Raw genomic sequence first — 25,021 nt, 5'->3', positions numbered from 1 at the left:
GTCAGATGGCGAGGGCCAGTTGGGTCGACTGGTAGCTCTTCTGCTTTGCAGGTGCCGTCAAGCCCGAGGTTGGACCGGCTCGTCTCATATAGTCCCAGATCAAAGCGTCTAGAACGCTGGCCTTCACGGCAATGGCAAGGCAGAGGTCGAGGAAGCTGGCTTCCAGCTTCAGGTAGTCCCTTGTAGGCTCCGAGTTTTGCGGGAACAACCCCATTATTTGCCCGGCGCGATGCAAGTGGATATCGATGATCGCAACAGAGTCGGAGCATCGGTGGTTTCGGACAATCCACGAAGCTGTCTTGGGGCCGATACCCGGCAACCCCATCAAAGCCTCTCGAAGCTCCAGGTCGGAGCAGTCAGTAGGTATGTCCTCAAGCGCAGCCAGACAGAGTGACAGGTATCGTGCCTTCTGCGAATGGAAGCGATAGCGTCTACTCTTGCCGCCAATGCAGAACGGTTCAGCCAGCTGCTCCTGCAATACGATTTCCGATATTCCCGGCTTCAGAAGGTCTTGAGCACGAAGCCGGTCGAAAGCAAGCAATCCCATCTCCGCCGGGATGCCGTATCCTCCAAGGAGACAGACTGCGACTTCTTCTGTAAGGTTTCGTCCTAGTTGATGGCTCGTGTACTGGTTCTTGCGGACATGAAGTTCGGTCTGGCACTTCCAGAATGCCGCCGTGTAGAATTGGTCGACTGCACCCCATGGAACACCTGCTACAACCTCCTGCCCAGCTGAAGGTATAGCCAGCTCCTCAAACTTGTCGCCTGCATTAATCCAAACAATCTGCATATCGGCCATCGCGTTGTGGGGGGCATCAAGCGGATTGCGGCGACATGGTCGAGTCATATCGTTCCTGCCGATGCTGTTTTCCCAGATATCAACAGGGAACATCGTAGGCTTGCGCGAAACAATCCAACCAGACGCGCCTACGTTTTCGACGACATGTGCTCCTTTCTGTTTATCGAGCGTGCACCCCGAACTTCGCGTCAACGGGCGGCAGACCATCATCGGGTGCGTTGGCGATGTCATCGATAATCGGGCATTCCGGACGGTCATCGCCGTGGCAATTGCTTGCCAGGTGCTTGAGCGTCTTCGACATCACCTGAATTGCAGCAGCCTTTCGCTCCAGCTCTGCCACATGCTGCAGCGCGATGGTCTTGACGTCCGCGCTGCTTCGAGACTTATCGCGCCACAGGGTCAGTAGCGTCTTCATTTGCTCGACTGAAAAACCAAGGTCACGCGCCCGGCGGATGAATTTCAGGGTGTGAATGTCGTTCTCGCTGTAGGTCCGGTAGCTCGACTCGGTACGGTGAGCGGGACTGATCAGCTTGATCTGCTCGTAATAGCGGATCATCTTTGCTGAGACCCCGCTTGCCTTTGCAGCTTCTCCGATATTCATATTTTCTCTCCGATGAATGCTGTCCGGAGGACAGCCGATGACCGCTACGGGTTCACTGAGCGAAGGCGCAGTGCGTTGCCAAGTACAAAGATGCTGGACATAGCCATGGCTGCTGCCGCGAAGATCGGCGACATCAACGTGCCGTTCACCGGATAGAGAGCCCCGGCGGCCACCGGAATCAGGCTGACATTGTAGGCGAAGGCCCAGAACAGGTTCTGTTTAATGTTCTTGATTGTAGCCTTGCTTAGGGCGATTGCCTTCGGCACCCCGTTCAAGTCGCCAGACATCAAAACAACATCAGCGCTCTCGATTGCAATGTCAGTGCCGGTTCCGACGGCCAATCCAACGTCGGCCTCCGTCAGGGCAGGAGCATCGTTGATGCCGTCTCCAATGAAGGCCACCGTCCGCCCTCCGTTACGAAGATGTTTCACGGCATCAACTTTTCCTTCGGGCAGAACCTCCGCCACGACTTCATCGATTCCAAGCTTGCGAGCGATTGCCTCCGCTGTACGTCTGTTGTCACCAGTGATCATTGCGACCTTTAGCCCGAGTGAATGCAGGGCCTGGATCGCTGCGGGCGTCGTTTCCTTGACCGGATCGGAGACTGCGATAACGGCAGCAAGCTTTCCATCAATTGCGGCGTAAAGCGGCGACTTGCCCTGATCACCCAGAGCAGATGCCTCTGCTCTCACTTTGGACAAATCCATCCCAGCCTTCTGCAGGGACCGGTCCGCGCCAACGAGAACTCGGCGTCCCTCGACAGTCCCTTCGATACCAAAGCCCGGAGAAGCTGAGAAACCCGTCACTTGCTGGAGATCAAGCCCGTCGGCTTTTGCCGCTGCAACTATCGCTTCGGCAATTGGATGTTCTGACAGAGCTTCTACGCTCGCAACCAGACGAAGGACCTCGGCTGCAGAAAAGCCATTTTGCACGATGAAGTCTGTCAGCTCTGGCCTGCCTTTGGTCAGTGTCCCCGTCTTGTCGAGAGCAACTACGTCGGCTTCGCGAAGGCTTTGCAGAGCTTCACCTTTTCGGAAGAGGATGCCTAGTTCTGCTGCGCGGCCGGTGCCAACCATGATTGAAGTTGGTGTGGCCAAGCCCATCGCACACGGGCAAGCGATGATTAGGACCGCTACAGCGTTCACAAGCGCGTAGCTGAGGGCGGGTGAGGGGCCCAATACGTACCACGCTGCGAACGTCACCACAGCAGCAAGTATGACAGCTGGTACGAACCACGCCGTGACCTTGTCGACCAGCGCCTGGATCGGGAGCTTTGACCCTTGTGCGGCTTCAACCATCTTGATGATCTGCGAAAGCAGGGTGTCTCCACCGACTTTTGTTGCCTTGAAGGAGAACGAGCCGGTCTTGTTGATTGTACCGCCAACGACTTCGCTGTCGGCACCCTTTTCAACTGGAACCGGTTCGCCCGTGATCATAGACTCATCAACGAAGGAGCTGCCTTCTACAACAATGCCGTCGACAGGCACCTTCTCACCAGGGCGGATGCGGACCACGTCTCCGACTACAACTTCCGCAATTTCAGTCTCGACAAACTCTCCATTGCGCGACACGAACGCCGTCTTCGCTTGTAAACCAATAAGACGCTTGATCGCCTGGCTGGTTTGCCCCTTCGCCCGCGCTTCAAGGAAACGACCAAGCAAGATAAGTGTGACGATCACGGCCGCAGCTTCGTAGTAGACATTGGCGGTGCCCGCTGGCAGGAGGCTTGGTGCAAATGTCGCGATGACTGAATATAGCCAAGCTGCCGTTGTACCCAAGACGACCAGGGAATTCATGTCTGGTGTCCACCTCAAGAGGTTTGGAACACCTTTCCGGAAGAACCTGAGGCCTGGGCCAAAAAGGACAATGCTCGCTAGCACGAACTGGAGGTAGAGATTGTTCTGCATCCCGATAGTGTTCATGATCAGAACATGGACACCTGGAATGAAGTGAGACCCCATTTCGAGCAGGAATAGCGGCAGGGTTAGGATCGCGGAGAAGATCAGAAGCGTCTTGATCTTTGACGCCTCCGCCGCGCGTTGGTCTCCTGTCTCTCCGGCGGAATGCACCTGCTGTAAAGGGCGAACTGCGTAACCTGCCTTCTCGACGGCGGCTGCAAGCGCCGACATATCAACGGCACCAGCCGGGGACCGAACGGTTGCTCGTTCCGTGGCAAGATTAACCGAGGCATCAATGACGCCTGGCACTGCCTTTATCGCCTTCTCGACTCGCCCGACACAGGACGCACACGTCATTCCTTCGACGCCGAACTCTTGGATCGCCACTTTAGGTTCATAACCCGCCCGCTCGATGGCTCTCAAAACGGCAGGTGCGTCCGGGGTGCTAGCAAACTGTACCGTCGCTCGCTCTGTTGCGAGATTTACGTGGGCAGATGCTACTCCTGGCACGGCAGCGATGGCTTTTTCAACGCGCAGAACGCAGGATGCGCAAGTCATCCCTTCAATGCCGAAATCGGTCGCAACCGGCAGAGGGGAGGCAGGCGTGATTTTCGATATCGCAGTCATCGCGGGAATCCTTTTCCTCAACTGCATAGATAGGTAGACCTTCCCAATATGGTAAGGTCAAGGGCGTGGCGAGTAGTTTTCCAACGAGGGCTGAAAAAGTGGTCGATGAAGAGGAATTGCCCAGGTCTCCGCTCGAACGGGCTTTGATGATGGAGCAGTTGCTGACAGCCAGTGCAACGGGAAGCGCTGCCGACACCAGTATCTACGAGTATCTCCGTCAGGAATTTATGCAGTCGGATGAACTGAAGAACCTTTTACCTTCGTTCGTTCGCACCAGTCGTACACTCGACACCTTCTGGCCGTTTATAAAAAGAACAGCGGCGTCCTATGCTGAACGCCGAGAATTCATCAGCCAGCAGTTCTTGCCGCTTATCGAGCATCTGGAAGGCCGCAACCGGCATCCCGGGGACAACGTCACGTCCGACGCTCTCGTCAGTTTTGACGCGGATGGCGTCCACGCGGTTTGGAACAAGGCGCTTGCCAGGCGGCAGAGCGACCCTGAGGGTGCGATCACTATCGCTCGAACGCTCCTGGAGACGGTGTGTAAGCGGGTTCTGGATGAACTGCAGGTGACATACACCGATAAGGAGGACCTTCCGCAGCTCTATCGGATGGCGGCCAAGGAACTAAATTTGGCACCGGACCAACACACGGAGGAGCCGATCAAGCATTGGCACGTTACGAAACCGCCTGAGCGATGCGCATGGACGAGGCGGGGCCTTACCAGTTCGACCGTCACCTCGCCACGCCAGCCTCGCTGTGAACACCGCAGGGGCTGTTGCGACATTCCTGGTAGAAACCTTGGCGACAAAGAAAGGATGATGCCGTTGGTGATCCTATCTTCGGATCGTAGCCAGGGCGAAACCCAGGATCAGACATCTCCTTGAATTGAGTAGAACCCCGGTATTTGGAGGCGTTCCAATAGTTGCCCGTCGTCCGAACAAACTGCGAGCAACAAAGGGTGGATGAGGCGGCGATTAGAGAGGGCACATTTGGGTTGTCTATGGCCCGACGCAATTCGGTGTCCACGTCCCGCAAGGGAACTAAACGTCGAAGGGGGCCACGAAAGTTGCTCCCTTTCGCCGTTTTAGTCAGGCTCGCTTCCGTTACCCATAAGCTCGCGGGCGCTCGGAGCGTGACCCCACCATTTTTGTATTTTGTCCGGACGCACGGCAGTTTCGCCAAGTAGCGGTGTTCCGCTTTGGGAGGCGGCTTCAAACACGTAGCCCTTGATGGTCGTCGTGAAGTCAGGAGGTTACCAGAAGGGATCGGCTTGCCAATTTGAAGGAAATCCCATTTTGTCTTTGTTGGCATCCGCTGCTGGATACTTGGTAAAGAGCATAATCATTGTTGACTTGATGTCGTCATCGACACCTCGCGACTTCATCATAATCCGCAGCATTGCGAGGCTGTGGTAAAGCCGATGTTTACTGGCCGCCTTTATCGACTTGGACAGGCTTCGCTCAACATTTGGCGGTGTAGCCATATGTCGGTTCCAAAGACGAGAATGATGGGCGCACCAGTTTCTGATGTTGCGAACGTACTCTACCCACTTTTGCAGGTAACCAATGTTGTAGGCCCCGAAGTCGCGGGCCAATAAATCCAGCTGGTTTGGTGTGGGGGTTGGGTTGTCAAAGGACGATTTGTCGAAGTTACGGATCAAATAGTCAAGTTGTCCGATGGTAAGTAATTCAGACACAATCCAGAAAGGCGGCAGAAAATTGAACTCTCCACCAACGCCACTGTGGTACTTGTTCAGGTAATGTTGGGCGAACTCTTCGTGAGACCGCTCCAAAGTATGCCGGGCCATCCTGAGGGTTTGCGCAGGAAAAGTGCGGTAGTGTTTGTTGCGCAGATACCAGAATGGATCACTGCTGTAGACCGTTATCCGTTGATCAAGCTTATGCCTAAGCTGCAGCTCGATAGTCGATGTAAGGCCCAAGACAAATCTTCGCAGCTCTTCATCGAACTCGTGAAGCTCAAGAGCGTCTTCGAATCTGCTGCCAGGAATGAAATCTTTTGCACCGGGGGAGGTGAGAAACGGTCGTAAATAGACCTTAAAGCGATAATAGTTATTGCGTTCGATGAACTGCGCTGCATCGGGAGCATTTGCTACAATCAGGCCGTCGGCTTGAAGCTTTTGCACCAGCACCAGGGAGTCGGCGAATGGCTTCGCGTAAGGCTGAAGCCCTTTATCTTTCGCGTAATGCAGTGGGAACCGGCGCTTGTACTGCCGTCTTGCCCACGACCGAAGTCGCTTATGCAGCAATGCTAAAACCTGCAAAAAGACAAAGAAAAAGCCTGCTACCCCTTACAGCTCGCTTCCGAAGATGCTCACCGCAAGTGTGCAGGCGTTGTTAACGTGAACATATGCAAAGTCGGTGGAGTTGTCAACCTAAATCCGCGTTCATTTAATGATGGTAGAGTCCCGAAGGCTCGCCGTCATCAGGAGGAGCTAGCCTGTTCCTATATCTTTCGTCAGAAGAGCGCTAGACGGACCCCAGCTGGACCCGTTTTTCCAGCTTCTCGGCGTCTTCCTTCCGCTCGCTGTATCGATCAGTGAGATAAGACGACGCATCTCGCGTCAGCAGCGTGAACTTGACCAGCTCTTCGCAGACGTCGACGACGCGGTCGTAGTAAGAAGAGGGCTTCATCCGGCCATTGTCATCGAATTCCTGAAAGGCCTTTGCAACGGATGACTGGTTTGGGATCGTGATCATCCGCATCCAGCGGCCGAGAATACGAAGCTGGCTGACCGCGTTGAATGACAGCGAACCGCCTGAAACCTGCATGACCGCGAGCGTCATGCCCTGTGTCGGTCGGACGGAACCGACCGCCAGAGGAATCCAGTCGATCTGAGATTTCATGACGCCGGTCATTGCACCGTGACGTTCGGGACTGATCCAAACTTGGCCCTCAGACCATTCGGACAGATCACGAAGCTCCTGAACTTTCGGATGTGAGGCTGGTTCTTCATCCGGAAGCGGCAGGCCTTTAGGATCGAAGACGCGTACCTCACATCCGAAATGCTCCAGCAGAAGCTTGGATTCAAACGCCAGGAGGCGGCTGTAAGAAACTTCGCGCAGAGACCCGTACAGGATCAGGATGCGCGGCTCAGTTGTCGACCGCTACAACAGCAACGACGCTCACCACCACCTGGTCCGAGCCCTTGGGATAGCGGGGCACAGTCACGGTGATGGCATTATCGCGGCCATCAATTTTTGCAGAGAAGCGCTTGTAGGTGGAATCATCGCTTTGCTCCTCGCCAGCCGGTTTAGCGGCCGCTGGATCGACGATCTGCCTTTCGACTAATGGACCATCCATGCTTGAAACCGCTGCGGTGCATCCCTCAACAGCTTTCTCAGATACCTTGGCCTTAAAAGTCACCAGCGCTTCAAACGGATGGTCTTCACGACCTTCCAGAAGCCAACCCTCTATGGATGATGGATCGCGCACCGGGGTAAATGCCATGGCCATGTCAGCGGCCAACGGCGTCCACTGCTTTGACTTAGAAGCAGCCAGTACCTGGTCATAATGCGGTCCTGTTGCCAAGCAGAGGGTCAGAAAGGCTTCCAGCGCGGGAGCCCTGTCATCAGCCATGGCCGGGAAAGCAGCGAGAAGAATGGCGGCAAGGTACGCTGTTGCTTTCATTCCACTCTTGTCCGCGCAAATTGGGCCTTGTTTGTGGCTTCGGTCGATGAAGCACAGGCGGCAGAACTCGTCGACCTAGAAGTACAACGAGCTGCGACCAGTCGCAGCTCGTTGAGACGCATCACTTGGCGAGTGAGGGGGAATACCCAGCTTGGGAAATCGATGCCCCAATCACTTCCGGAGCAAGCGTAGTCTCGACTGAGACGGTTTTACTCGCCAGATCAATGCTCGCGGATGCATTGGGATCGGCGGCCTTTATGGCCTTCTCGACTGTGCTCACGCAGTGGCCACAGGTCATGTCGGGGATTTCGAACTTCATCATCGGGGTCTCCAGGTAGTTGACCTCCCATATCTGGTGGTTCCAACGGTGGGAAGGTCAAGGCTACATGGCGAGTTTTTCGCGCAACTTGCGCAACCATACATGCAGACGTGACTTCACAGCGTTCTGGATGTGTGTCAGGCTTCCCTTATGGTCGTTATTCACGCGTTACGGCGCTTCTGTCTGATGCTTAGCGTTCTGGGGCTTGTTTTTGCCCCGGCCAGCATTGGCACGGCCATGGCATCGATGACGGCGTCGGCCTCCTCTGAAGTCGAGATGGCGATGGGCGACGAAATGCCCTGCTGTCCAGACGTGCAGCCAGCTAAGACGCCTGATTGCAACAAGGCATGTCCTTTGGCATTGATCTGCTCAACCAGCTTGCTTTGCAACTTCGGTACCACTGCAAGCTGGGCTGTTCCTGCCGATAGGAGTAGCTCAATCTTCTTCATTCCTGAGGAAGGCCAACTACGTTCCGCTATGACCGAACCACCTGCACGACCTCCTAAGGTCTGATCTCACCCATTTCCCAAATTGGCTTCCTTGTGTCGGGAGCTTGTCAGGTTTGTTGAGCCACGCTGCGCGTAGGCTCAGGTGAGTATATTATTATGAGACTGTTTTCTTCTGACCTTCGGCAACTGGTTGCCGTCGCCGCACTCTGTCTTCCTGCCGCCGCCTATGCTGGTTCAAAGGATTACCAGCTACAGCTTGTCGACACAGCAGTCGCCCAAGGGCCGGACGCTGTCATTGCTGTCCGTCTCATAGACAAACGCACGGAAAAGCCTGTTGAGGATGCAGTCATCTTCGCGACGCGTCTCGACATGGCTCCAGAGGGGATGGAGGCGATGACGACCCGCATCGAGCCGATGCCATCCCAGGAAACAGGCATCTACCGTTTCAAGACAAACCTCTCGATGGAAGGCGGATGGCGGCTCAAGCTGGCGATGAAGGTCCAAGGCGAGCTTGAGACCGTCCAGGGCGAACTCGTGCTGCAGGCGAAGCCATGAAGTCCGGCACATTGCTTGTCGCCACGACGGCACTCTCCGTAGTTGCGGTAGCGGGCTACGCAGCTGGAAGCTTGGGATACGGGAAAGAGCATTTCGCAAGGGCTTCATCTGTCATAGGTCTTTCCAGCGGCGAACGATCTCCGGCGACCGGCAGTATCATCTACCACCAGCACCCCGACGGACTGCCGGAGTATTCTGCAGCGCCGAAGCAGACGTTTGATGGACGATCCTTCCGGGATGTGCGGCAGAGCGAGGATGTTAGCTTCGAGCCGGTCGCACCTTCGCAGGTACGGTCTGATGCAGAACCGAGCAGGAAGGTTCTTTACTACCGAAACCCGATGGGCCTTCCGGATACGTCCTCAATCCCGAAGAAGGATTCCATGGGCATGGATTACCTGCCCGTTTATGAAGGGGACCAGCCCCAGGCGGGTGAGTTGCGGGTTCAACTCGGTAAGCTTCAGCGAACCGGCGTCAGGACGGCGGCCGTCGTGAGTCAGCCTATCCAGCAGAAGATCAGGGTGCCCGGCGTCGTCCAGTTCGATGAGCGACGCATCCGAGTGGTCTCTATGCGGACCGACGCCTTCATCAATGAAGTCGCGATGGTAACGACCGGCGACACGGTCCGGAAAGGGGAAAAGCTATTTTCGTTCTATTCGGGCGATATAGCGCGAGCGGCCGCCGAGTTTGCTGCCTCTTTGCGAACGGGCGGTGGTGGCCTCAGTAGCGGTGTGGGATTGCAGCTGCGTAACCTCGGCGTGCCCGACGAAACCATTCGTGACATTGCCAAAGAGAAGTCAGTGCCCAGATCGCTGCAGTACGTATCGCCGATGGACGGGGTCGTTCTTGAGCGACCGGCAGTACCCGGCATGATGGCTGAAGCCGGAGACATCCTTTTCAGAATGGTTGACAATTCCGTCGTCTGGGTTGTTGCGGACGTTCCGGAATTCGATTTTTCGGCGGTGCGGGTAGGCCAGCCAGTCAGGATGAGCTTTACTAATGGTCCGGGGCAGGAGTATCTCGGGACTATTGGGTTGATCTACCCTGACCTGCAGACACAAACGAGGACGGGCAGAGTTCGAATAGAGGTGCCCAACCCAAACCGCACTCTGCTCGCCAACATGTTTGCCGAGGTCGAGATCGAGAGTGGCGATGCGGCTCCGGTCGTTGCGGTTCAAAGCTCTGCGATTATCGATACTGGTAGCCGCCAGATTGTGTTCGTCGACAAAGGCGAGGGTCGGTTCGAAGCGCGGGACGTGCAGCTTGGCATGCGGGGAGGGGACCTGGTTGAAGTTCGCGATGGTCTCGCCCCTGGAGACGTAGTCGTCACCTCGGCTAATTTCTTGCTGGATGCAGAGAGCAACCTTATCTCGGCTCTCAATGCCATTGCACCACAGGCACCCACGCCATGATCTCCTCTGTCATCGCGTGGTCCGCCAGGAACCTGATCCTGGTCTTCGTGGGCGCAGCCTTGGCGATAGCGGCGGGCGTCTACTCACTCAGGACGCTCCCTCTAGACGCAATTCCTGATCTTTCTGACGTCCAAGTTATCGTTTACACCGACTATCCTGGGCAAGCACCACAGGTTGTTGAGGATCAGGTCACCTATCCTCTGACAACATCGATGTTGACCGTTCCACGATCAAAGGTCGTTCGGGGCTTCTCGTTCTTCGGAGTGTCGTTCGTCTACGTCATCTTCGATGATGGGACTGACCCCTACTGGGCTCGAAGCCGTGTGCTGGAGTACCTGAATGCGGCTGCCCGCCGTCTACCTGAAGGCGTCGCGCCAAGTCTAGGGCCCGACGCGACGGGCGTGGGCTGGGTGTATCAGTATGCCTTGCTCGCCAAAGAGCTTTCGTTGGCCGAACTTCGGTCTCTTCAGGATTGGGTCGTTCGCTTTGGCTTGGCAAAGGCAGATGGCGTCTCTGAAGTTGCCAGCGTCGGCGGCTTCGTAAAGCAGTATTCAATTGTCGTCGATCCAATCCGGCTTCGCGCTCAGAACATCACGATCAAGCAGATTGCGGACGCAGTTAAAGCGAGTAACCGCGACGTCGGAGGCCGAACTATCGAGCTGTCAGAGTTCGAATTCATGGTGAGAGGGAAGGGATATTTAAGCGGCATCCCGGACATCGAAAACATTGTCCTCATGTCTGAGCGGGGCGTCCCGCTTCGGCTTCGGGATGTGGCTCGGGTGGAAGCAGTTCCAGACGAGCGACGAGGTATCACGGAACTCAACGGCGACGGTGAGGTAGCCAGCGGCATCGTGTTGCAGCGCTTCGGGTCCAACGCATTGACGGTGATCGATGGGATCAAGGAGAACCTGGCCAACATCAGCAAGACTCTGCCTGAGGGCACCGAGATCGTTCCGGTCTATGACCGGTCACAGCTTATCGAGGCCGCCATCGAAACTCTAAGAGGGACGCTCATTGAAGAGTCCATCGTCGTGGCCTTGGTGACGCTCGCGTTCCTGCTGCATGTCCGTAGCGCACTGGTCGCTATCATTATGTTGCCCGTCGGAATCCTGCTGGCCTTCGTAGCCATGCGGTCCCTGAACATCGGCGCAAACATCATGAGCCTCGGCGGAATTGCCATCGCCATCGGCGCGATGATCGATGCTGCTATCGTCATGATAGAAAACGCGCACAAGCATCTTGAACGTGCGCCCCCGGATAAGAGCAGATCAGAAGTCTTGATCGAGGCGGCCACTGAGGTTGGTCCAGCCCTGTTCTTCAGCCTCCTGATAATCACGGTTTCGTTTCTGCCGATCTTTACGCTGGAGTCCCAGGAGGGGCGGCTGTTCGGGCCGCTTGCCTTCACAAAGACATTCGCGATGGCGGCTGCCGCGCTGCTGTCGGTCACCCTCGTGCCAGCTCTTATGATCTTGTTCGTAAGGGGCAAGATCATACCGGAGCGCCGCAACCCGCTGAACCGGTTGCTGATTTGGCTTTACCGTCCCATTATCAAGTTGGTCCTGCGGGCGAAGATTTTAACGATACTCCTTGCTCTAGCGGCGTTGGCAGCAACGGTCTGGCCCGCACGGCAGCTGGGAACGGAGTTCATGCCGAGCATGAACGAGGGCACTCTCATGTACATGCCAACCACTTTGCCCGGCCTGTCCGTCACCAAGGCGGCGGAACTGATGCAAACGCAGGACAGGATCATCAAATCTTTCCCGGAGGTCCTGACCGTTTTCGGCAAGGCTGGAAGGGCACTGACGGCAACCGATCCAGCGCCCATGGAAATGTTCGAAACCATTATTACCCTCAAGCCTAAAGCCAAATGGCGAGCAGGGCTGACGATTGACAGCCTGAAGCAGGAGATGGACGCTGCACTACAGTTTCCTGGTGTTTCAAATGCATGGACGATGCCTATCCGCGCTCGCATCGACATGCTTTCGACGGGCATCCGAACGCCGGTCGGAGTGAAGGTCTTCGGATCGAACCTGAAGGAGATCGAGCGTATCGCCCGCGATGTCGAGACCGTTTTGAAGGCAGTCCCAGGCACATCCAGCGCCTATGCCGAGCGGGTCATTGGTGGCTATTACCTCGACATCGTCCCTGACCGCATCGCGCTTGGTCGCTACGGCCTGTCTGTCGATGATGTGCAGGACGTCGTTGGCATGGCCCTTGGATCGGAAGTCTTGACAAACATGGTAGAAGGCCGTGAGCGATACGGCGTGGCGTTGCGTTACCCGCGAGCCTCCAGAAGCGATCCCCAGGCTATTGCTCGCGATGTCCAGGTGGCAGTTCCCGGTGGAGGGTCCGTTCCCCTCGGACAGGTCGCCCATGTCGGGCTCAGCCGAGGAGCAACCAGCATCCGTACTGAAAACGGTCAGCTGGCCGTCTATGTCTTCGTCGACATCGCAGGGCGAGACTTGGGTGGGTATGTCGCTGAAGCACGCGAGGCAGTCGAGAAGAGCGTGAAGATGCCATCCAGCTACTCGGTGGAATGGAGCGGCCAGTTTGAATACCTTGAACGGGCCAAGGCGCGGCTTTCGGTCGTAGTTCCCCTGACGCTCGCCCTAATCTTCCTGCTTCTCTTCCTCAATTTTAGGGCGCTGACGGAAACGTTGATCGTGATGTTGTCGCTGCCATTCGCATTGGTTGGCGGAATCTGGCTCATGTGGTGGCTTGGCTTCAACGTATCGGTCGCCGTGGCGGTCGGCTTCATAGCGCTCTCTGGCGTGGCCGCCGAAACCGGTGTCATCATGTTGATCTACCTAGATCACGCTCTTGAGGAGCGACGGAACCTTTGCAACGCAGAGGGGCGGGAGCTGAACAGGGATGACTTACGGGACGCGATTATGGTCGGCGCTGTTGAGCGGGTGAGGCCGAAGATGATGACCGTTGTAGCCATCATGGCGGGATTGATCCCAATCCTCTGGAGCACAGGAGCAGGCTCCGAGATTATGCAGCGCATTGCCGTCCCGATGATTGGCGGGATGGTCTCGTCGACGGTTCTGACGCTTGTCGTCATTCCCGCCGTCTATGCACTGGTAAAAGGCTGGGGTCTCCCAGCACCAGGGCCTAAGTTCCCGCAACACCATTTGGGACAGAACAAAAAGGAGTTCTCGCATGAATAGAAGACAGCTTATCTGCGCGGCAGCGGCATGCTTTGCGGCTGGCCGCGTACCCTCGGCGCATGCGTCGCAGCCGACAATGACCGTTTACAAAGACCCGACCTGCGGCTGTTGCGGCGCTTGGGCAAGCGCCATTGGAGAAGCCGACATTGCGGTCGACGTCGAGGAGGTGGAAGACATCAACACGATCAAACGGAAGTACGGAGTACCGAAATCCGTGGAAGGCTGCCACACCGCAGTGATTGGCAGGTATTTCATCGAGGGCCACGTTCCTCTTGAAGCGGTTGAGAAACTTCTGAATGAAGCGCCCGCGATTGCAGGACTTGCCGTGGCCGGTATGCCGGTCGGGTCGCTCGGCATGGGCAGTAACCCGAAGGTGGCATCCTACGACGTCTGGAGCGTGGGCAAGAGTGGTGACACAGCGATCTACATGAGCGTTCGGCCTAGCAAGAGCTGATAGGCAAACCGCGACAATGGCGGAGACTGATGAGGACTAGGCCACATTCCTTCTGCTCCCTGCCGTTTGCTGATGTCCAGTGGGATTTCTAGTTCGTCAATCAGCTGCGCCATCCGATCTGATCGAGTGTGCACGGCTCCAAAGCGTTAGCATTTCATTCTGTCCAATGAGATGCGTGGTGTAGACATTGGAAGGATATTGAGGCCTGTCCTTAATCGACGCCATTGTCGCCATTTTGTGAGGTAGGGGCGCTCGGCCACCAGTCTTAGTAGCGAACTGTAGCTCAATTATGATGCCGCACCGGACTTCAAAGCTCGACTACAAGGCCAGGCCTGAACCCGTTCATTTCCCTCTCAGGACCATAACCTCTGGGGTTACATAAAATTCGGGTTTTGTGGAAAAAATAGTCGCGGTCTCGGTGGATGTGCCCGTGCACCCAAATTGATGGCTTGTGCCTGATGATCATATCAGAGAGATCGCTCCCGAAACCCGCATTCGTTAGGTTGCCGTGAAATCGTTCGTCAAAGCTCTCAGCAAGAGGTGCATGGTGGCTTAAAACGATTGTGCGGCCGTCGAAGGGTTTCGACAGCTCTAGATCAATGAAGCGTCGACTTTCCTTATGTCGCGCAAAGATTTCCCGCACCGTGACCATACCGTTTTCGCCTCGGTGGCGCTCGTCAGACCTGAATATGCTGCTGTAGTCGGCCATGTGATGGGGCAACAGTTCGAAAGCCTTGGCTCTACGCTCCTCTGGCTGGAGATGCTCGTCCCCGCCTATTGAGACCGAAAAATCAGTCCAGAGTGTTGCGCCAAGGAAACGGCAGCCACCTACATCGGCGCGTTGGTTTTCTAGTAGTTGGATTTCGGTGCCCAGCGTCAGGAGACGAGCCTTTTCAAATGCGTGATCGATGCTGGACCCGTAGAAGTCGTGATTTCCCAGGACCAATAGGACCGGCATGTATGGAGCAATGTGTCGTTGTAGATATCCGATGCTGGTCGAGATGAGATTGCTGATGTCGCCAACGCAGATGCAAAGGTCAGCTTCCGGCACCTGTAGTTTCGTTCCCCATAAGAGGTCCATGGGCGAATTGTGTATGTCACTGACTATCCACGCTTTCATTCGATTTTCCTTGTTCGCGGGCAACCGAGGTTGTGGACGCGGGGGTGATCCCCGAGTCCTGAAAGAAGTCGACTGAAAGTTCAGGTGCTGCTTAGCCAGAACGCGCTTTGTGAGCGGTATCGTCCATTGGCTTGATGAAGACCCCAAGTTCGTTGCCTGATAGGGTCTTTTTCTCCTTGAGCGCAAGGGTCATGGCTAGGAGAGGCCGCTTACGACCGTTCAACAAATCTTTGACGCGCCGAAATTCTGTCTGGAGCAGACGGTTCACTTCTTCCCTCAGCGCCTGATCTCGCCACAGTTCGTGCATTCCATGTCGATCAATGGCGTCATGCGAGGCGGTAAGACTGTTGCCGAGGCCATATTTAGTAATAAACTCCATCGCCAATCTGGTCGCGCGGTCGAGGTCGCTAGTCTGGCTACCGCCTGCTGAGTTGGACCGGTCTCCCAACAAAATCTCTTCGGCCGCTATGCCCGCAAGAAGCACCGCAATATCGGCTATCAGCTTTGACCGCGTCGAGATTTGGCGGCGCGGTGGTGAGACTACGGTGAGGCCGTGTGCTTGAACCTCCGTGGGGTAGGTATTTTCGTAGTCGTACACCTCGACGGCATGAACCACTCCGACATCGAGTAAGCCTGCTATGATCGCATGACCACACTCGTGCGCGGAAACCCGGAATAGCTCCTCGTCGCTCAGGACCAGAGTTTCAGGCATCAGGAACTCAATGTCGGCAACTGTAACGTCTCTCATTCCCTTTCGGGCTAGACGTCGGGCTCCTCGAACCATCTGGTTTATGTCGGCACCCGTTTTTCCCGGCAACCGTTCAGCCGCTCTTCGAAGACGATCATCGCCTGCAAGGTGAGGCAAATAGCTTTCGAAGATCGAAAGTCTGTTGTCGGCGTCAGGCAAGGGAAAGTGAACGTGCTTTTCGAGACGCCCGCTCCTTAGAAGGGCTGGATCAATCTTTTCCGGGAAATTGCACGCACCGATGACTATTACGCCTTCTCGGCCGGTGGCCCCATCCAGACACTCCAGTAATCCATTTACAACTTGCAGCGAGTAATTTTCCCATTTTGCCGGGAAGCGGCCTCTGTGACCGATGCTGTCGAACTCATCGAGAAACAAGAGGGAAGGTGCCTGCTCAGTGGCATTTGAGAACGTGGAGTACATCGCCTTGAGCAGATCGCCTAAGTGGCCGTCCCGTGCCGATTGCCAACGGGTCACAGAGGTCGCTACCGAGTTTAAGTCGAGCGCTTTGGCCAACGCTGTTGCGAATATCGTTTTTCCGGTACCCGACGGACCGTAGATAAGGATGCCTTTGTCTATTTCAGACCAGCCCATCTCACCAGCTCTCCAGGCAGCCAAGTCGTCCCGAAGGTTCCTGGCCCACATGCTCGCCTCGCCGAAGCCTTTAAAAGGATCGATCACAAAGTCAGGCGATACTGAGATTTGCTCCTTGAGTGGCGAAGTGAGTCGCTTCAATGCCTGTGAGGCACTTCGGCTTATGCGGAAGATTGCATTAAATCGCTCACTGGGAACGTCCTTTAGTGCAGCCAGTTCCGGGTCACTCAGCTCGCCACACCCGAGAAGTCTGCTAAGTGCCAAGAGATGGCTCGGAAGACAAATCTCGATGGGCAGGTCGGCGGTCGCTGCAACAAGAGCGTCCGGGTGAACTTCCATCCCTTCACGCGCAAAAAGGATAATTCGCGAGAATCGCAATACATCGTCCGCGTCGAATTCGTGCCCACGCTTTTCCTTTTTGGGGTGGTTGTAGATCACAATTTCAGGGCTCGCCTTAAGGACGAGCTTCGCCATTGTGACAAGTTCCGTCGGTTCCCAGTTCTCGGGAAAACGGACTACAATTAGAAATGATCGCTGTAAGAGCAGGGAAAAGTTCTTTCGCGCGAAGCGGGCGAACGCGCAGTAGGCCAAAAATCTTGGGGCCGAATGGTTCAGAGCAAGTCGAGCCCGGCCTGTGTCGATCTTCACGGTGGTTGTCAAAAGATACCCACGCTTAAGTAATTCTTCTTTGTCCGTCAAAATGGCCCCCATCCAACTGTCCCACGCCATAAGATGTCTTCACCGCTTTCTGACCGTCAGAGTGGATTGCCGACCAGCCGATAGAACCGGTTGGCCGATCTCACGAGCTTCTGCTTCTCGTTTACATAGTAGAGTTCTGTCGACATACCTGCGGCACCATCGCGAATGGACGGATGTCCTGACATGCGACCAATCAGGCATGGAACTGTCCTTTGGGAAATCGTGTACTCCCGTATTTTTACCATGCTGTTGGAAGCCACAGGTGAACGACCCTCCGCGAGGTTCTCCAGATCATCAGCAAGAGCACGCAGCGACCGCACTAGGTCACTCGGATTTTGTCCAAGCCAAGGGTTCGGCAATTCGTTCTCCGATTCGATTTTTGACTCCCTAAGGAGATACCAGACAAATCACGGATAGGAACATTTTGTCAATAAGCAGAACTTTCCTCCCTTTAATAGAGCCTGAAATACGTAATGTTGACATTTTCGTGGTTTTTTCGCTCATCGCGATCATGGAGTTTTGGGCAAGCTCGTTTAGAGCCGCGAGAGCATTGATCGGTGAGGACCAGGCAACCATAGCTTCCGTTGCCGGAGTGGGTCCGCGCGTGGTCATGAAGCTTGAGGGGGCAGGCTATCGCGAGCCCACAGAAGCGGCCCACAAAGTGTGGCTGTTCTATGAAGACCGAGGCCTTGAATTCCTGGATGCCGCAAACGGGCTGGGGCCAGGCGTCCGTTGGCGAGATCGCGGTATTCGGGACATATTTAATCGAAGGCATCTTCAAGCAGGGCGCGTCGCGGCTGACCTGCGCCAGAGCGACTTCGCTTCGAAGCTAAATGTCACTCGCAACTACATAACAAAGTTCGAGTCCGGCATCTTGAAAGTCCCGCCGAGAGAGTTTCTAGCGTTGGCCTTCACAGTGTTGGAAAGGGAAGGAATTCAGTTTCTGAATGATACCAAGGACAGCGGTTTTGGCATTCGCCTTAACAAACCCGTACCAATCGCCCGATCACAATGAGAAAGCCCTGTCCGCGTCGCGGCCAGGGTCCGTCGGCGTCGTGCCCTATTAGGCTGAAGCAGCTACAGCGTTATTGAGGACGCGCAGCTTCAGCCTGATTACTTGAAAGTCTGCGCCCGAGATAGTTCACCTATGCTGTGGAACTATGCCCGGCAACCTTGACCGTTTCCAAGGATGAACATTTCCAGGCGACATCTATCGTTCCTCGGAGGGCTGGCAGCAAGAATGGCTCTGTCGACTAAACCGAACGGACGTCATATAACGAACTGCTGAAAAGAAGCAGAGGCAAAGCTGGCGTCTGCTTGCGTCCAGGCGATAGGTCCTGACGGAGCCGTCCGCAGTCGCGGCGTGAGGAAAGCCATGCATGACCTCGGTATTAAGTCATATCCGCTGAACGAATTGCGTTCATTAGGAACGCGCAGCTCCATTCCAATTAGGAAGTATCGTGAGGCCCTCAGTGATTGTCCGCGCGACTGATCTGTCGAAGCGGTTGATTTAAAAAATCCTCATCCAGATTTCGCGTAGCTGCGTTAACTGCCCAGCGGGCAAACTTCTCAAGAAGGGCATTGCGAACCGCTTCAAGCTCTAGAACCTTCCGTTCAAGCTCCACAATCCGTTGTTGCGCACCAGACAAAGGCTTGGAAGCTGCCGAACGCCCCGGCTTCGTCTGGTAGGCGGCGTATGCTGCTTTGATCTCGATGTAGTTATTGAGGGCTTGCCTGGTGTAAAGATTGCCGGTTTGAACCGCGATACTGTTGCAGAGGCCGTTCCAGGTCATACGACCCTTCCATGCGGTCATGATTGAGAGGATTTCGGTAATGCGGACTGCATCAAGCGGAGGTGACCTGCGCCTTGAGGGTCGCTTCTTGAGTACCTTGCGCTTTGCCATCATAAGTTCCCGTAAGGCAAGGCTGTCTCACCTAAACCATGACGCAAGACCAGGTCTGCGTCTCGGGTCAGCCCCTGATCGTGCATCGCTTGCTCAACCGCTGAAAATCGTCCCGATTTCGATAAACGGATGACAGAGCCATCCGGAATTTCCGGGTCGCAGAGCAGGGCGTGCAACTGTTCGAGGCGTCTGATGATCTCGGTGTGAGCTTCGTACCATTCAGCAGCTCCCTCATACTCGTTCGCCATCCCGGCTTCCGCCGCCTTCATGCTCTTGCGGGCATGCTCTAACGCCATCGCCACTCGTTCCAAATGTCTCGGATCATGACCTTTTACGCAAACGTGCTTCGTGCACTGCAGACACTCCATGAACATATTGCAGGGGGAGGATGCGAAGTCATGTTCGCAAAAGCCTAGATCGGTCGCATGGCCGTGGCCGATTATCGATGCTGCTTGCGTACGGCTGACCGGCGCATTGATGCTAATTTTTCCTGCTCCGTGTGCGGGCAGCTGCTTTTCTCTGGTGCGTATAGAGGCGAGGATTTCCTCAGGTGACCGTTGGTCGTAGACGGCGTTTTGGCGAATATCCTTCCGTCCGCTCCAAGCCGCTATTTCGACTTCTGATAACCCGCCACGTTGGGCGAGCGTATTGAGGTAGTGGCGGAGCTGATGTGTCCGGATCGTTATCGGATCGTCGCGCGTAGACAAGCCGAGCCGAGAAAAGATGTTCGGATAGGCGTGGTGAAAGTTATTTTGGATATTGTTGTAGCCAAGGAGTGAGATCATACAACGCCATCGGCCTTTGCCTTCGTCCCCGAACTCGTTGCGCCGAACGACTGTTAAAGACTGACTGACTTTAAGTCCTGTTGCTCTGTCGGCAATCGGGAAGTCGCGCGGGAGTAGCGCGACTATCTCCCGCTCAACATCCTCGAATCGAAGAAGATTGAGTCTTCGACCTTTTGAGTCGTGACCAAAGACTGGAACGATCTTCCGGCTACGCACCCAGTCTCCCGCGCTATCAGTCGCGGTGTAGCCGATGATCTGCGCGAGGTCGCGGTACGACAGCATCTGACCTCGTAGATGGCTGCAGTCGGGGGGCAGGTACAGCTTGTCTGGATTTGATTCATACCACAACGCAATCTCACGGGCTTCAGTCGTTGCGGCCCTGATTCTTTCGATGGCACGTTGTGCCAAATCAGTCATAACCTCAGGGATCGCCTTTGCGAAGTCATGGTACCCTTTCGAGCCCGCCCAACGGAGCATGTACCCTTCCTCGCCCTCTACAAGAGGCTTTATCTCGCAATCCTCTGGTAGCGCAAAAATTTCGTTCACTCGGCTTGGTGCGCATGCGAGGAGGGCGACGACCGACGACAGGATAATATCGCCGGGCTCTTTCGCGAGAAGGAAGGCTTCTGGTAAAGCGTCGAGCGCCTCCTGAGACGGTAGTGATGCGCCACGTCTTTCATCAGACTTCGCACCAATTCCTCGAACTTGAGTCTTCCACGGGCGGCCGTGTTTCCAGTCTATCGGAGCATGGACAGCAAGCTTCTTGTCACGGAGGAACTTTGCAAGTGGACGAAGCAGAGTACCTATTGTCGAGGCGTAGTTGCCTGATTTCCTGGAACTTGCCATTGCCACAGCATTGTCCAAAATATGGGCATCAATCGTACACAAATCTGCGACCATATTCTTGCCTTCGAAAACCCGGAGTAGTTCCCGAAAGGCCATGATGGTGTTTTGGGGAGGGCCTGCATTGACATTCGCCGCAGCGTTATACCGAATGTAGGCTCTACACTGACTAGCGAAAGGCTCGGGAAATGGCTCACCCAGAAAACCGTTAGAAGGGCTGATCTTCGTGAAGTTCAGCAGGATTCTTCCTGAGTGACCTCGACGCTGGAAACGTTCGCTGACGTCCCAGGTTACGGCATCAAACTCCAGCTGGGTACCGAACACTGTAAGGTGGTTTCGGCTGAAGGAGATGAAGTCAATCATGTTCTTGGAAGCAGAGCGATCTGCTTTTGGGATAAAGGGGATCAGGTCATTCACTCAACCATCTCCCGCCCATTCATTCGGCACAGCCTGACAACTTCGGCGCAAGCAACTATTGTATCGTCAAGGGATTGAGCAACGATAGCAGAGCCTTCGACCGCCATTCTTGTGCGGCGTGCGAGAAGGCTTTCCAAAATCTCTTCATGGGGGCCATCAGTCCAAGGATGAAATAATCGGCACGTATAACAGGCTAGCGGTTTTCCAAGCCCACAGAAGCCGAACTTGCCACATCCACCGATATCGGTAGGGGCTCCGCCATCGCCAGCGCCGAACACATGCTTCTGAATGCTTTGGTCTTGGCTGTCACTTTTAACGCGGACTGACCCAACGAAGCGCTGAGCCAGAGGCGCAAGTAGGATCGCAACCTTTTTGTCAATGTTCTGGAGGGTTTTCGAACTCACCTCAATGTAGTTGCGAGCAGCTGTCAGAGATGAATGATCAAGCAGTTGGGCAATCTGTTCAAGCGTACGGCCTTCTTGAGCTGCCCGGGTCCCTAACGTCCGACGTGCTCGTCTGGCATTAACGTTGATGACTTTTCCCGTCCTTTCCGATTTAACCTCCAGAGCCTCCATGACGTTAATGATGCGCATTCCGATGGACGCACGTGTTGGAGCCGCAGGTGTACCGCTGTCGGAGTAGAATGTGCTATTTACGTGCTGAGCCGGAAAGAGCGGGGCTTGATCTGGGTCATCCATACCGGAAGCTTCGGCCTGTCTGCGCACGATACGTGCCTGGGCTAGCAAAACGATGCCAATGTCTTCTATAAGTGGCCGATCCGTAAATTGGGAGCGATACGCCGTCCCTCCCTGCTTCGCGCGGGGCACACTCAGTAGATACGTGGTCACGCCATTGTTCTCGCGTATCCTGAGGTCGCACAGCCGAAGACTTGCGATCTGAACTGGGCGAGGTGCTAACGCGGCGCTCAGCAGGCATATACCGTAGTTGCTAAGGGAGAGCGATCCTGTTGCAAACGCCGCGTGCAGAGCCTTGTGCAGACCATCGAATTCGAGGTTTGTATAGGCTCCCAGTTCAGGGTCTAGCAGGCGAACAGCGAGTCCCCGCTTCGGCGCGTCGGAAGGCATTTCGGTAGCCGTCACGAACGCTGCCTGCGAAACACCAGGAATACCCAATTGAGCCCAAAGCCGAACAATGTAATTCACTGTTGTGGAACGGTAGAGCTGTTTTTGCGCCCGTGAGCCTCTGAAATTCAGCAGGTGCGCTGGCATGATCTCTTTTGAGGAGCTGTCATATTCTCCAATATGCAGCAAAAAGTACCTGAGGGTTTGGAAGGTTGTATAGGCTGATGTAGGGTTCTCTGATAGTAGAAGAGATGCGGCAAAACGCTTACAGCAGGTAATCAGTTCTGCTGACACATGAAGATCATGAAAGCGGAAATGTTTTCTTCCGGTTGCGGTCACAATGATCCAGTGGTCTAAACGGGGTAAGTAGGAAAAGCCATCAAGTGTGATTGCCTCGTCGGGCAATTCATCTTCGATATTCTCGGCGGCCAGTCTGCTAGACGACGTCTTAAGCAAAGTAGTATCCTCGAAATTATCAACCGCAGCGCCTTACCCTCGGGGCAGGGCGTCAATGGTGGATTCACTGCGCCTCTAGTTCTTCGTCATGCATCATCAGACGTTCCTGCATCTGACGACTGTGCTCGTCTGCTTTCGCCTTCGTCCTCCGTTTTAGATAGTGACCGGGCATAGTAGAGTTCGCAGACCACCCCATTAGCCAAGCCCTTTCCCTCAATTCATCCTCGGGCTTCATCCCAATGAGATCGGCGTAGGCAGAGAAATTCTCGTTCCATTGATGGCGAAGAACATGAGCGCTGACTTCAGCTAGTTCAGGAAACTTCTTGCGCAAAGTTGCGAACAGTTCAGTCACGGCGCTTCCAGAAAGGGGCTTCCCATCCGTCGCAACAAAGAGATAGCCGTGCTTTCGTGCGGCCTCGATCTTGGAGCGAGCCTTCAAGTAGTCTTCACCTAGCTCCGCTAGGATCGCGTTGAGAGGCGCGAGCCGTTCAAGGGTTTTTGCTGCTGGCTGCCTGCGACGAGGGTCTCGTTTGTCGTCATGTCTACGGCGAATTTCGCAGTAGGACTGTCCTCGATTGAAATCTTTAACCAGAAGGCCAAGCAGTTCACCCTTTCGCATACCTGTGCCCAGGAGCCATTTTACAATTGTCCAATTCCGGAGGCGCACAAATGGGTTGCTCCAAGGATTTTCGAGGCTTGACGGCTCAGCAACGGCTAACAGTCGGGCCTGAGCAGCAGGATCAAGAGTTTGCCTACCATTCGGGCTTACAGATGGCTCTCTCTGCCTTATTTGGTTTAAGACTTCAGCCAAGCGTGCTCCGTAATCGTGCGCACGGGAGAACGCGCTCTCGCCGCCTTCATAGCCGAAGCGGCTGTTTTGTCGCTCACCAAGCCAGCGCAGATAGCTGCGCAGATAATGCAGTCTTATCAGAGTGGTCTGCGAACTTACCGTTCGGACCCGCTTTGCAGATGGTAAACGCCGAACCAGCGCCGCACGGCCTGCATTGTCATCGGTCCGCGCTCGGCGTCTGGATTTCTTGGCAAGGGGCTTCCGTAGCGCATCGAAGGGCTGGTGGGCGGCCGTGACGAGAGCTTCTAGCTCGCCCAAGCCAAAGAACACGCCGTCTCTCACACGCTGAAGCAAATCTATCTCAGCACGCCAACAGAACAAATGTAGCAGCATAGCGCCTCTAAGGGCTTGCTCCACTGTAGATGCGCTCTTGTGGCGGTAGCTCGTTAGCGTCCATACAGTCGCGTCAAAAAATGGTACCCCCATCCCATCGAGGAGCATCGGGCAGCGCTCTCCGTTGGAGAACACGATGAGTTCGATCCTCGGCTGAGTGGGGCTTCGTTCCAGCCGCCCAGTCATTTTTAAATCATTTCCTTCTAAAGTAACCTGTAAACATAACGAATCATATTGTAGTTTCATCGCCTTATCCGGTCTAGTTTACACAGAGATGATTTCATGTGCCTTAGAACTTGTTGTAGGAGATGCCGGCCGATGCATTGAGGCCGGTGACCTGCTTGATCTTGGCACGGATCTCCAGCGCGATCTCGGTGGCGATCTCCATGCCCTTGAGGTTCTCGGTGACGTCGAGATAGGCCTCATCGAGCGACAGAGGCTCGATCAGCGGCGTATATTCCGCAAAGATCTCTCGGATCTGCTGGGATACCGATTTGTAGACCTCGAAGCGCGGCGGCACGAAGATCAGATCCGGACACTTGCGCTTGGCCGTGACGGAGGGCATGGCGGAGTGGACGCCGAACACGCGTGCCTCGTAGCTTGCGGCGGCCACCACGCCGCGTGCCGCGGAACCGCCGACAGCCAGCGGCTTGCCGCGCAGGTCAGGATTGTCGCGCTGCTCGACGGATGCATAGAACGCATCCATGTCGACATGGATGATCTTGCGGGTGGATATGGGAACCGTGACATTCATGCGAGTTTGCAGGATGAGATAGAAACAAAAAGAGAACATAGCAGTCTTGCGACAAATATCCAAGCTCTCTGCCCAGCTTCCTGTGCATGAGGGAAACAAGCGGGCTTTGAAGGCGTTTGCTTCTGGTGATCTATCAACAGGAGACAGTTTCATGGCTGACGACAGCACGACAACCATTCGAGCGACTTTCGACACCCGTGCGGCCGCAGACCTTGCGGTCGAACATCTGGTTCAGCAGCACGGTATCTCGCGTCCGGATATCTTCATCCAGTCCGTCGGTGCCGACAACACGGTCGGATCCGCTCCGTCGGGTGGCGATGCGTCGCATGATGGCGGAGAGCGCACCGATGGCCCGCTGGAGGGCGAGATCGAGGTTTCGGCGGATATCACCGAGAGCAAGATGGCCGCGGTGCAAAAGAGTTTTGGCGAAGCAGGCGCGATACGGGTCACCGGCCGCTGATTTCAGCGAACCAAGGGGCCGGCTCTCAGCCGGCTCCGTATGGCGGT

The 25,021-nt window shown here is 55.3% G+C and carries 20 protein-coding genes and 2 pseudogenes; 7 read left to right on the top strand and 15 right to left on the bottom strand.

The window, feature by feature from the left end:
• Window position 1: 1 nt before the first annotated feature.
• The 3 genes from ACQY1P_RS17740 to ACQY1P_RS17730 all read right to left on the bottom strand — a co-directional run bounded on the left by ACQY1P_RS17740 (window position 2) and on the right by ACQY1P_RS17730 (window position 3,925).
• A complete protein-coding gene (locus ACQY1P_RS17740; RefSeq protein WP_430254692.1) occupies window positions 2-892 on the bottom strand; it encodes a hypothetical protein in 891 nt (296 codons plus the stop codon).
• Window positions 893-959: 67 nt separating this feature from the next.
• A complete protein-coding gene (gene cueR, locus ACQY1P_RS17735; RefSeq protein WP_430254690.1) occupies window positions 960-1,400 on the bottom strand; it encodes a Cu(I)-responsive transcriptional regulator in 441 nt (146 codons plus the stop codon).
• A 44-nt stretch (window positions 1,401-1,444) separates the two neighbouring features.
• Window positions 1,445-3,925, bottom strand: coding sequence for a heavy metal translocating P-type ATPase (locus ACQY1P_RS17730; RefSeq protein WP_430254688.1), 2,481 nt, complete (start codon window positions 3,923-3,925; stop codon window positions 1,445-1,447).
• Between the two features lie 65 nt (window positions 3,926-3,990).
• On the opposite strand from ACQY1P_RS17730, the gene ACQY1P_RS17725 reads away from it, so the two are divergent.
• Complete coding sequence (locus ACQY1P_RS17725; protein ID WP_430254687.1) at window positions 3,991-4,812, top strand: hypothetical protein; 822 nt, start codon at window positions 3,991-3,993, stop codon at window positions 4,810-4,812.
• 368 nt (window positions 4,813-5,180) lie between these two features.
• On the opposite strand, the gene ACQY1P_RS17720 is transcribed toward ACQY1P_RS17725, so the two are convergent.
• From ACQY1P_RS17720 to ACQY1P_RS17700, 5 genes and pseudogenes are all read right to left on the bottom strand, one after another.
• The gene (locus tag ACQY1P_RS17720) at window positions 5,181-6,194 is read right to left on the bottom strand and encodes an Abi family protein (RefSeq protein WP_430254685.1); all 1,014 of its coding nucleotides are present in this window, start codon (window positions 6,192-6,194) and stop codon (window positions 5,181-5,183) included.
• A 220-nt stretch (window positions 6,195-6,414) separates the two neighbouring features.
• A pseudogene (gene arsH, locus ACQY1P_RS17715) lies at window positions 6,415-7,050 on the bottom strand (arsenical resistance protein ArsH); the annotation flags it as partial.
• Window positions 7,040-7,576: a hypothetical protein gene (locus ACQY1P_RS17710; RefSeq protein ID WP_430254683.1), complete on the bottom strand. Its 537-nt coding sequence runs from the start codon at window positions 7,574-7,576 to the stop codon at window positions 7,040-7,042. The pseudogene arsH and the gene ACQY1P_RS17710, both read right to left, overlap by 11 nt.
• Before the next feature lie 121 nt (window positions 7,577-7,697).
• Window positions 7,698-7,898, bottom strand: coding sequence for a heavy-metal-associated domain-containing protein (locus tag ACQY1P_RS17705; RefSeq protein ID WP_430254681.1), 201 nt, complete (start codon window positions 7,896-7,898; stop codon window positions 7,698-7,700).
• A gap of 158 nt (window positions 7,899-8,056) precedes the next feature.
• Window positions 8,057-8,344, bottom strand: a complete 288-nt coding sequence (locus ACQY1P_RS17700; protein WP_430254679.1) for a hypothetical protein — start codon at window positions 8,342-8,344, stop codon at window positions 8,057-8,059.
• Window positions 8,345-8,500: 156 nt separating this feature from the next.
• Here ACQY1P_RS17700 and ACQY1P_RS17695 point away from each other — a divergent pair, with 156 nt between their 5' ends.
• The 4 genes from ACQY1P_RS17695 to ACQY1P_RS17680 are packed head-to-tail and all read left to right on the top strand — an operon-like array spanning window position 8,501 to window position 13,932.
• On the top strand, window positions 8,501-8,899 hold the full coding sequence (locus tag ACQY1P_RS17695) for a FixH family protein (protein WP_430254677.1): 399 nt from the start codon (window positions 8,501-8,503) through the stop codon (window positions 8,897-8,899).
• The gene (locus ACQY1P_RS17690) at window positions 8,896-10,308 is read left to right on the top strand and encodes an efflux RND transporter periplasmic adaptor subunit (protein ID WP_430254675.1); all 1,413 of its coding nucleotides are present in this window, start codon (window positions 8,896-8,898) and stop codon (window positions 10,306-10,308) included. The genes ACQY1P_RS17695 and ACQY1P_RS17690 overlap by 4 nt, the downstream gene beginning before the upstream one ends.
• Window positions 10,305-13,478: an efflux RND transporter permease subunit gene (locus ACQY1P_RS17685; RefSeq protein ID WP_430254673.1), complete on the top strand. Its 3,174-nt coding sequence runs from the start codon at window positions 10,305-10,307 to the stop codon at window positions 13,476-13,478. The genes ACQY1P_RS17690 and ACQY1P_RS17685 overlap by 4 nt, the downstream gene beginning before the upstream one ends.
• Window positions 13,471-13,932 carry a DUF411 domain-containing protein gene (locus ACQY1P_RS17680; RefSeq protein WP_430254671.1) on the top strand — a complete coding sequence of 154 codons (462 nt, stop codon included), beginning with the start codon at window positions 13,471-13,473 and terminating at the stop codon, window positions 13,930-13,932. Before ACQY1P_RS17685 ends, ACQY1P_RS17680 begins: the two co-directional genes overlap by 8 nt.
• 307 nt (window positions 13,933-14,239) lie before the next feature.
• On the opposite strand, the gene ACQY1P_RS17675 is transcribed toward ACQY1P_RS17680, so the two are convergent.
• Both ACQY1P_RS17675 and ACQY1P_RS17670 read right to left on the bottom strand, forming a co-directional pair.
• Window positions 14,240-15,052 carry a metallophosphoesterase gene (locus ACQY1P_RS17675; protein ID WP_430254670.1) on the bottom strand — a complete coding sequence of 271 codons (813 nt, stop codon included), beginning with the start codon at window positions 15,050-15,052 and terminating at the stop codon, window positions 14,240-14,242.
• Between the two features lie 91 nt (window positions 15,053-15,143).
• Complete coding sequence (locus tag ACQY1P_RS17670; protein WP_430254668.1) at window positions 15,144-17,102, bottom strand: AAA family ATPase; 1,959 nt, start codon at window positions 17,100-17,102, stop codon at window positions 15,144-15,146.
• Window positions 17,103-17,577: 475 nt separating this feature from the next.
• On the opposite strand from ACQY1P_RS17670, the gene ACQY1P_RS17665 reads away from it, so the two are divergent.
• Window positions 17,578-18,105 carry a helix-turn-helix domain-containing protein gene (locus tag ACQY1P_RS17665; protein WP_430254666.1) on the top strand — a complete coding sequence of 176 codons (528 nt, stop codon included), beginning with the start codon at window positions 17,578-17,580 and terminating at the stop codon, window positions 18,103-18,105.
• A 454-nt stretch (window positions 18,106-18,559) separates the two neighbouring features.
• Here ACQY1P_RS17665 and ACQY1P_RS17660 read toward each other — a convergent pair whose 3' ends face one another.
• The 5 genes and pseudogenes from ACQY1P_RS17660 to dinB form a co-directional block, all read right to left on the bottom strand.
• Entirely contained in the window at window positions 18,560-18,883 is a 324-nt protein-coding gene (locus ACQY1P_RS17660) for a hypothetical protein (protein WP_430254664.1), read from the bottom strand.
• 110 nt (window positions 18,884-18,993) lie between these two features.
• Window positions 18,994-21,039, bottom strand: a complete 2,046-nt coding sequence (locus ACQY1P_RS17655; protein WP_430254662.1) for a hypothetical protein — start codon at window positions 21,037-21,039, stop codon at window positions 18,994-18,996.
• Window positions 21,036-22,577: a site-specific integrase gene (locus ACQY1P_RS17650; protein ID WP_430254660.1), complete on the bottom strand. Its 1,542-nt coding sequence runs from the start codon at window positions 22,575-22,577 to the stop codon at window positions 21,036-21,038. Before ACQY1P_RS17650 ends, ACQY1P_RS17655 begins: the two co-directional genes overlap by 4 nt.
• A gap of 64 nt (window positions 22,578-22,641) precedes the next feature.
• Window positions 22,642-24,006 carry a tyrosine-type recombinase/integrase gene (locus tag ACQY1P_RS17645; protein WP_430254658.1) on the bottom strand — a complete coding sequence of 455 codons (1,365 nt, stop codon included), beginning with the start codon at window positions 24,004-24,006 and terminating at the stop codon, window positions 22,642-22,644.
• 46 nt (window positions 24,007-24,052) lie between these two features.
• Window positions 24,053-24,514 (bottom strand): annotated as a pseudogene (gene dinB, locus ACQY1P_RS17640) (DNA polymerase IV); the annotation flags it as partial.
• A 151-nt stretch (window positions 24,515-24,665) separates the two neighbouring features.
• On the opposite strand from dinB, the gene ACQY1P_RS17635 reads away from it, so the two are divergent.
• Window positions 24,666-24,974, top strand: a complete 309-nt coding sequence (locus ACQY1P_RS17635) for a hypothetical protein (RefSeq protein ID WP_062455075.1) — start codon at window positions 24,666-24,668, stop codon at window positions 24,972-24,974.
• The last annotated feature ends 47 nt before the right edge of the window (window positions 24,975-25,021 follow it).

The sequence above is a fragment of the Neorhizobium sp. DAR64872/K0K18 genome (assembly GCF_050500175.1).
Classification (GTDB): Bacteria; Pseudomonadota; Alphaproteobacteria; order Rhizobiales; family Rhizobiaceae; genus Neorhizobium; species Neorhizobium soli.
Note: the sequence above shows the minus strand (reverse complement) of the source record. Positions and strands in the feature narration are given on the sequence as shown.

Coding starts and splice junctions, on each gene's coding strand:
- ACQY1P_RS17740 (WP_430254692.1), bottom strand. CDS start 892: ATGTTCCCTGTTGATATCTGGGAAAACAGCATCGGCAGGAACGATATG.
- cueR (WP_430254690.1), bottom strand. CDS start 1,400: ATGAATATCGGAGAAGCTGCAAAGGCAAGCGGGGTCTCAGCAAAGATG.
- ACQY1P_RS17730 (WP_430254688.1), bottom strand. CDS start 3,925: ATGACTGCGATATCGAAAATCACGCCTGCCTCCCCTCTGCCGGTTGCG.
- ACQY1P_RS17710 (WP_430254683.1), bottom strand. CDS start 7,576: ATGAAAGCAACAGCGTACCTTGCCGCCATTCTTCTCGCTGCTTTCCCG.
- ACQY1P_RS17705 (WP_430254681.1), bottom strand. CDS start 7,898: ATGATGAAGTTCGAAATCCCCGACATGACCTGTGGCCACTGCGTGAGC.
- ACQY1P_RS17700 (WP_430254679.1), bottom strand. CDS start 8,344: ATGAAGAAGATTGAGCTACTCCTATCGGCAGGAACAGCCCAGCTTGCA.
- ACQY1P_RS17695 (WP_430254677.1), top strand. CDS start 8,501: ATGAGACTGTTTTCTTCTGACCTTCGGCAACTGGTTGCCGTCGCCGCA.
- ACQY1P_RS17690 (WP_430254675.1), top strand. CDS start 8,896: ATGAAGTCCGGCACATTGCTTGTCGCCACGACGGCACTCTCCGTAGTT.
- ACQY1P_RS17685 (WP_430254673.1), top strand. CDS start 10,305: ATGATCTCCTCTGTCATCGCGTGGTCCGCCAGGAACCTGATCCTGGTC.
- ACQY1P_RS17680 (WP_430254671.1), top strand. CDS start 13,471: ATGAATAGAAGACAGCTTATCTGCGCGGCAGCGGCATGCTTTGCGGCT.
- ACQY1P_RS17675 (WP_430254670.1), bottom strand. CDS start 15,052: ATGAAAGCGTGGATAGTCAGTGACATACACAATTCGCCCATGGACCTC.
- ACQY1P_RS17670 (WP_430254668.1), bottom strand. CDS start 17,102: ATGGGGGCCATTTTGACGGACAAAGAAGAATTACTTAAGCGTGGGTAT.
- ACQY1P_RS17660 (WP_430254664.1), bottom strand. CDS start 18,883: ATGACCTGGAACGGCCTCTGCAACAGTATCGCGGTTCAAACCGGCAAT.
- ACQY1P_RS17645 (WP_430254658.1), bottom strand. CDS start 24,006: ATGAAACTACAATATGATTCGTTATGTTTACAGGTTACTTTAGAAGGA.
- ACQY1P_RS17635 (WP_062455075.1), top strand. CDS start 24,666: ATGGCTGACGACAGCACGACAACCATTCGAGCGACTTTCGACACCCGT.